The 6,159-nt window shown below is 44.1% G+C and carries 7 protein-coding genes and 4 tRNA genes; all 11 read left to right on the forward strand.

The window, feature by feature from the left end:
* Nucleotides 1–150: 150 nt before the first annotated feature.
* Entirely contained in the window at nucleotides 151–1,896 is a 1,746-nt protein-coding gene (locus Q8L79_RS12130) for a tetratricopeptide repeat protein (protein ID WP_305271613.1), read from the forward strand.
* A gap of 1 nt (nucleotide 1,897) precedes the next feature.
* A complete protein-coding gene (lolB, locus tag Q8L79_RS12135) occupies nucleotides 1,898–2,491 on the forward strand; it encodes a lipoprotein insertase outer membrane protein LolB (protein WP_305271632.1) in 594 nt (197 codons plus the stop codon).
* Nucleotides 2,472–3,350, forward strand: a complete 879-nt coding sequence (gene ispE / locus Q8L79_RS12140) for a 4-(cytidine 5'-diphospho)-2-C-methyl-D-erythritol kinase (RefSeq protein WP_305271615.1) — start codon at nucleotides 2,472–2,474, stop codon at nucleotides 3,348–3,350. Before lolB ends, ispE begins: the two co-directional genes overlap by 20 nt.
* Before the next feature lie 4 nt (nucleotides 3,351–3,354).
* A tRNA-Gln gene (locus Q8L79_RS12145) sits at nucleotides 3,355–3,429 on the forward strand.
* Nucleotides 3,430–3,468: 39 nt separating this feature from the next.
* The gene (locus Q8L79_RS12150; RefSeq protein WP_305271617.1) at nucleotides 3,469–4,422 is read left to right on the forward strand and encodes a ribose-phosphate diphosphokinase; all 954 of its coding nucleotides are present in this window, start codon (nucleotides 3,469–3,471) and stop codon (nucleotides 4,420–4,422) included.
* Between the two features lie 51 nt (nucleotides 4,423–4,473).
* Entirely contained in the window at nucleotides 4,474–5,073 is a 600-nt protein-coding gene (locus Q8L79_RS12155) for a 50S ribosomal protein L25/general stress protein Ctc (protein ID WP_305271618.1), read from the forward strand.
* Nucleotides 5,074–5,092: 19 nt separating this feature from the next.
* Entirely contained in the window at nucleotides 5,093–5,662 is a 570-nt protein-coding gene (pth, locus tag Q8L79_RS12160; protein ID WP_305271620.1) for an aminoacyl-tRNA hydrolase, read from the forward strand.
* Between the two features lie 56 nt (nucleotides 5,663–5,718).
* A tRNA-Tyr gene (locus Q8L79_RS12165) sits at nucleotides 5,719–5,803 on the forward strand.
* A gap of 18 nt (nucleotides 5,804–5,821) precedes the next feature.
* A tRNA-Gly gene (locus Q8L79_RS12170) sits at nucleotides 5,822–5,895 on the forward strand.
* Between the two features lie 15 nt (nucleotides 5,896–5,910).
* Nucleotides 5,911–5,986 (forward strand) — tRNA-Thr (locus Q8L79_RS12175).
* Between the two features lie 32 nt (nucleotides 5,987–6,018).
* The coding region (locus Q8L79_RS12180) for a GTP-binding protein (protein WP_305269616.1) at nucleotides 6,019–6,159 on the forward strand (141 nt) is incomplete at its 3' end.

Raw genomic sequence — 6,159 nt, forward strand, 5'->3', positions numbered from 1 at the left:
TTACCTTGAACCTTAATGCCTGTATTATGTCAGTGTATTCTAAGAAATATAACGGCTTTATCCAAATGGAATAAATCAGCTATCCGACTCGACTGATTTTTCTGATAATCTATAGCAAAAATATTTGTAGACAATAAATAGGACGACTGTGTGTTAATTTTTAGATTATTTTCAGTGATTATCCTCGTTTTTCTTAATGGTTGCGCCAGTTCGCCTGAAAAACCGAGCGCGCAGGAAGAAGTGGTTGAGCCTGTCAAAATAGCCGAACCCAAGAAAAAAACGCAACAAAGCGAAGTAAAAACAGCAATAGATCCTGATGTGATGTATATGCTGATGGCGGCAGAGCTTGCGGGGCAAAGAGGGCAATATGCCATCGCACTGGAGGGCTATATGGAGGCTGCCAAGCGTGTTAATGACCCAAGATTTGCAGAAAGGGCTGCAAAAATTGCTATGTATATGAAGGATAGCAATAAAACGGACGAGGCTATTTCTTTATGGTTGAGACAAGATTCTGAAAATCCTACGGCAAGAAAAATTGCCGCATTATCAGCGCTGAGGGCCGGCAATAAGCAGGCGGCTGTTGATCACTTGGATAAAGTATTGAAGACTGATCCGGCTGGATTTGAAAGGACTGCGCTTGAATTGGCGAGTATTCTGCAAAGGGATGGCAAGTCGGATTTTTTTTATGAGGTGCTGGATGCCTTAGGGGAGAAGAATCCCGGCCAGGCTGTGGTTTATTTTGTGCAGTCATTATTGGCTATGGAAATGAAAGATAATGCGCTGGCTGAAAAGAAGGTGCAGCAGGCTTTGGATATTCAGCCCGGCTGGGATAAGGCCTTAGTATTTCAGGCTCAGATAGCAGTATTTTCCGGGGATTTAAATAAGGCAAAAACATTGCTAAGAAATGCATCCCTTAAATATCCTGAAAATGACAAATTTAAAAAACTGCTGGCACAGGTATTAATAAAGGCGGCGGAATATGAAGCCGCAGGTGAGGTTTATCAGGGCATTGTTTTGTCCAATCCGAAGGATGCCGAGAGTCAGGTTGCGTTGGCATTAGTGCATTTGCAGTTGAATCGTGACGGAAAAGCTGAAGATATTTTTAAGCAGTTGCTTGATCAGCCTGAATGGCAAAATCAGGCCAGCTTTTATTTAGGGAAAATAGAAGAAAAACGCGGGCATACGCAAAAGGCATTGGCATGGTTTGATAAGGTGACTGAGGGCCCGTTTGTTTTTGAATCGGCGATTTCAGCGGTTTCATTGCTGGTAAAAGACAAGGAATTTGATGAGGCTGATGCACGGTTGAGTCTGTTATCGGGGCAATTTCCCAAGCAAAAGCTGCGCATTATTTTAATGCAGGCCGGGTTGTACGGTCAGCAAGAGCAATACGAAAAGGCTTTTAAGCTGTTGACTGATGCTTTGACAGGTCAGCCGGATCAAAGAGATTTGTTATACACGCGTGCATTGATGGCGGAACGGATCAATAAGCTGGATGTGTTGGAATCTGACCTGAAAAAGATATTAGCCAAACACCCCGATGACGCTGAGGCTTTAAATGCATTGGGCTATAGCTTGTTGGGTAGTGCTGATCGCTATGCCGAGGCAGAAAAATATCTGCAACAGGCGCTCAATTTACAGCCGAATGAGGCTGTGATTATGGATAGTTTTGGATGGCTGCAGTTTAAGCTGGGCAAGCTTGAGCAAGCCTTGGGTTATCTTGAGCGGGCCTATGCAAAGCAACAGGAGGGTGAAATAGCAGCTCATCTTGCCGAGGTGTTGTGGGCCTTAGGTAGAAAAGATGAAGCCAGAAAGATATTTAATAAGGCTGTTAAAAAGGCTCCAGAGGATGAATATTTATTGGATTTTCAAAAAAGACTATTGAGCGGTGAAGAATAAGGTGTTGCGTTTTAGAGTAGGGTTGTTGGTCGGAGGATGTCTAATTCTTTTGTTGTCAGCTTGTTCGGTTGTTCCTGTTGAACCAAGTGTGCATTATTCAAGGGTTGCGATGCTGCATCTATATGATCTAGAGCGCTGGTCGTTTGAAGGTCGATTGGCATTAACGGGGCAAAATGATTCCTGGTCGGCCAATATAAGCTGGGAACACAGCCCTGAGACGGAGAAAATAAAGTTATCCGGCCCCTTGGGTCAGGGAACGGTTGTTATTTCGCTAAAAGGAAATGTCGTTACCATTGATCGGGGTGGGAATGATGTGCAGTCATCAACACAACCGGAAGAGTTTATTAACCAACAGTTGGGCATGTTTGTTCCTGTGCGGTCGTTGCGGTATTGGGTGGTGGGGTTGCCGGAGCCATCCCGCACGTATAAAGATACCGATATCGGCTTTAATCAGGCTGGATGGTTGAGTGAATATAAGCAAATGCAGCCCGTTGATAGTGGCACTATGCCGCTCAAAATGATGGTTATGAACAATCAGGTCAAATTAAAGATAATCATCGATCATTGGGTTTTAAATGACACAAAATCAAATTAATCAATCCGCATGGGCCGAAGAATGGCCTGCGCCGGCAAAATTGAATTTAATGTTACGGATAACCGGACAAAGAAGTGATGGTTATCATTTGCTGCAGACAGTATTTCAATTCATAGAGTTATGCGATTGGATAACATTTCATCCTGTCGATGATGGACGGGTTAGCTTGCAAAAACCTATCCCTGGAGTTCCTGAATCGGATGATTTGACGGTTAGAGCTGCAAAGTTGTTAAAAGCAGAAACAGGCTGTGAGCAAGGCGTGCGCATTGAGGTCAAAAAAAATCTACCTATGGGTGGAGGACTTGGAGGCGGCAGTTCTGATGCGGCAACGACGTTGGTCGTGCTAAATCTGTTATGGGGGCTACAATTATCAATGGAAAAGTTGATGGAATTGGGCTTGACCTTGGGCGCAGATGTGCCCGTATTCGTATATGGCTATTCATCATGGGCGGAAGGTATTGGTGAAAAACTTGAGAGAATAGACATTCCAGAACAGTGGTTTGTGATTATAAAGCCGAACTGTCATGTGGACACGAAAGAAGTATTTTCATCTAAAGATTTGACAAGGAATAGTAAATCAATCACAATAGCCGACTTTATAGCGGGTCAGCACCAAAACGATTGTCTTGGGGTGGTTCGTGAATGTTACCAGTCTGTTAAAGATGCTTTGGTTGATTTGTCTGAATTTTCTGAGGCAAGATTAACCGGAACAGGGGCTTGTGTTTTTGCACAGTTTGATTCAGAAAAAGCTGCAGTCAGTGCTTATCAGTCACTTCAAAAGGAATGGCGGGTGTATCTGGTGAGGGGGGTAAATGAGTCGCCTTTGTTTTCAAAGCTGAAGAGTGGTAATATATCTTGATTATTGGGCCGTCGCCAAGCGGTAAGGCACGGGGTTTTGATCTCCGCATACCAAGGTTCGAATCCTTGCGGCCCAGCCAATTACCTCCGCTAAGTTAAATTCTATTTGGGAGTGCTTGATGAGTGACACCTCTGTGATGGTGTTTTCTGGAAATGCTAACTTAGCTTTGTCAGAGGGTATAGTAAAGAAACTCAATATGCGGCTCGGAATGGCAACTGTCGGCAGATTCAGTGATGGAGAAATTGCTGTAGAAATTGAAGAAAATGTTCGTGGTAAGGATGTTTTCGTTATTCAGCCGACTTGTTCTCCAACAAATGAAAATTTAATGGAGTTGTTGGTGATGATAGATGCTCTTCATCGAGCTTCGGCGTCACGAATAACTGCGGTAATGCCATATTATGGATATGCTCGGCAGGACAGAAGATCGCGATCGGCTCGGGTACCCATTAGTGCAAAGCTAGTTGCAAAAATGATTGAGCAGGCAGGTGCGGATCGGGTTTTGACGGTTGATTTGCATGCGGATCAGATTCAAGGTTTTTTTGATATACCTGTTGATAATGTTTACTCGTCGCCTATTCTTCTTGGCGACGTATGGCGGCAAAAATATAAAGATTTGATTGTCGTTTCTCCTGATGTTGGTGGCGTTGTCAGAGCTAGGGCGCTTGCAAAGCGTTTGGATGATGCTGATCTCGCGATTATCGATAAGCGCCGACCCAAAGCTAATGTTGCAGAGATTATGCATATAATTGGGGATGTTGATGGACGCAGTTGCGTATTGATCGATGATTTGGTTGATACGGCGGGAACGTTATGTCATGCTGCAGAGGCGCTAAAAAAACATGGTGCGATTAAAGTGGTTGCGTATTGTACTCATGCGGTGTTATCGGGTTCTGCTTTAAAAAATATAAATAGCTCGGAGCTTGATGAGTTAGTTGTTACTGATACTATTCCATTGAGTCATGAGGCTGCTGAGTCAGGTAAAATAAGACAGTTAAGTGTCGCAGAAATGCTGGCTGAAACCATAAGGCGTATAGCTGTCGGTGAGTCGGTTAGTTCGCTCTATGTGGATTGACGATTGTAAAATTTAATTTGTTGTGCTTGATAGCACGGGGTTGAGAGGAAAATGTCTAACGTATTTGAGTTTGTTGCCGAAGGTCGTGGGCAATCAGGTAAAAGCGCAGCCAGAAGAGCGCGTCGCACAGGTAATGTGCCTGCGGTAATATACGGTGGGCATGGTGAGCCTCAAATGCTTTTGCTGAGCCATAATGAAGTTATTAAGCATCTTGCGCATGAAGCGGTTTATTCGCACGTTTTAGATGTTAATGTGGATGGAAAGACAGAAAAAGCGGTTCTGAAGGGTGTTCAGCGTCATCCTTCTAAATTTCAAATCTTGCACATGGATTTTCTTCGGGTGACTATGTCGGAAACATTAAAGGTGCATGTGCCGTTGCATTTTATCAATGAGCAGACGTCTATTGGTGGAAAGAAGGGTGGCATTGTGACTCATGCTATGATTGACGTTGAAGTTTCCTGTTTGCCGACTGCTTTGCCTGATTATATTGAAGTGGATCTGAATGGCTTGGATATCGGTGATTCAGCTCATCTTTCGGATATTGTTTTGCCGGCGGGTGTTGAAATTGTAGCTTTGGCACAAGGTCCTGAGCATGATCATCCTGTTGCATCAATGATGGCTTCAAAGGCAAGTAAAGACGACGCTGCCTGAGAGTTTAATAAAATAACGTATGATTAAACTTATAGTTGGCTTGGGTAATCCGGGTCGGCAGTACGAAAAAACCCGGCATAATGCCGGGTTTTTGTTTTTAGACAGATTGGTATCTGATTCGAATTGTGATTGGGTCAGGGAATCTAGGTTTGATGGGCTGTTGGCTGAGATTGGGGGTGCGGGCGGTAAGGTGTTGCTGCTAAAGCCAAGTACGTTCATGAATCGAAGTGGTCAGGCTGTGGGTAAGGTTGCGCGATACTATAAATTGGTGCCGGATGAGATTCTTGTTGTTCATGATGAGCTTGATTTCGATGTTGGTGTGGTGAGATTAAAAAAAGACGGTGGGCATGCCGGACATAATGGCTTGCGAGATATTATTGCGCATCTGGGGGCGAAAGAGTTTTATCGCTTAAGAATAGGAATTGGCCGACCTCCGGCTGGAAATGTTGTTGCAGATTTTGTGTTGTCAAGTCCTTCTAAGAGTGAATGGGTCTTGATGTCATCCGCTTTTGATCTTGCTGCTAGTTATGTGGATCAAGTGATTGCAGGCGATATGGCGGCGGTAATGAATAAATTGAATTCGAGGTAAATGATTCGTTGACAGTATGGGTTTGATGATAGATAATAGCTGGGTTATCCGATAACGGAGGGGTTCCCGAGCGGCCAAAGGGATCAGACTGTAAATCTGCCGGCTCTGCCTTCGGAGGTTCGAATCCTCCCCCCTCCACCATCTAATTAAAAAATATCCGCGGGTGTAGTTCAATGGTAGAACTCCAGCCTTCCAAGCTGATCACGTGGGTTCGATTCCCATCACCCGCTCCAAATTCAAAAAATTAAGCTCATATAGCTCAGTAGGTAGAGCACTTCCTTGGTAAGGAAGAGGTCACCGGTTCAAATCCGGTTATGAGCTCCATGTGTTGTGTTGATTATTAGAGGTGTATTTTAATGGCCAAAGAAAAATTTTCACGTAGCAAGCCCCACGTAAACGTCGGCACAATCGGTCACGTCGATCATGGTAAAACTACTTTAACTGCTGCTTTAACAAAAGTAATGGCTGAGCTCCAAGGTGGAGAAGTTAAGGCCTTT

Source organism: Methylobacter sp., assembly GCF_030680395.1.
GTDB lineage: Bacteria > Pseudomonadota > Gammaproteobacteria > Methylococcales > Methylomonadaceae > Methylobacter_A.

Excerpts from the sequence above, each read along its gene's own strand:
- ispE (WP_305271615.1), top strand. The coding sequence starts at position 2,472 with ATGACACAAAATCAAATTAATCAATCCGCATGGGCCGAAGAATGGCCT.
- Q8L79_RS12150 (WP_305271617.1), top strand. The coding sequence starts at position 3,469 with ATGAGTGACACCTCTGTGATGGTGTTTTCTGGAAATGCTAACTTAGCT.
- Q8L79_RS12155 (WP_305271618.1), top strand. The coding sequence starts at position 4,474 with ATGTCTAACGTATTTGAGTTTGTTGCCGAAGGTCGTGGGCAATCAGGT.
- pth (WP_305271620.1), top strand. The coding sequence starts at position 5,093 with ATGATTAAACTTATAGTTGGCTTGGGTAATCCGGGTCGGCAGTACGAA.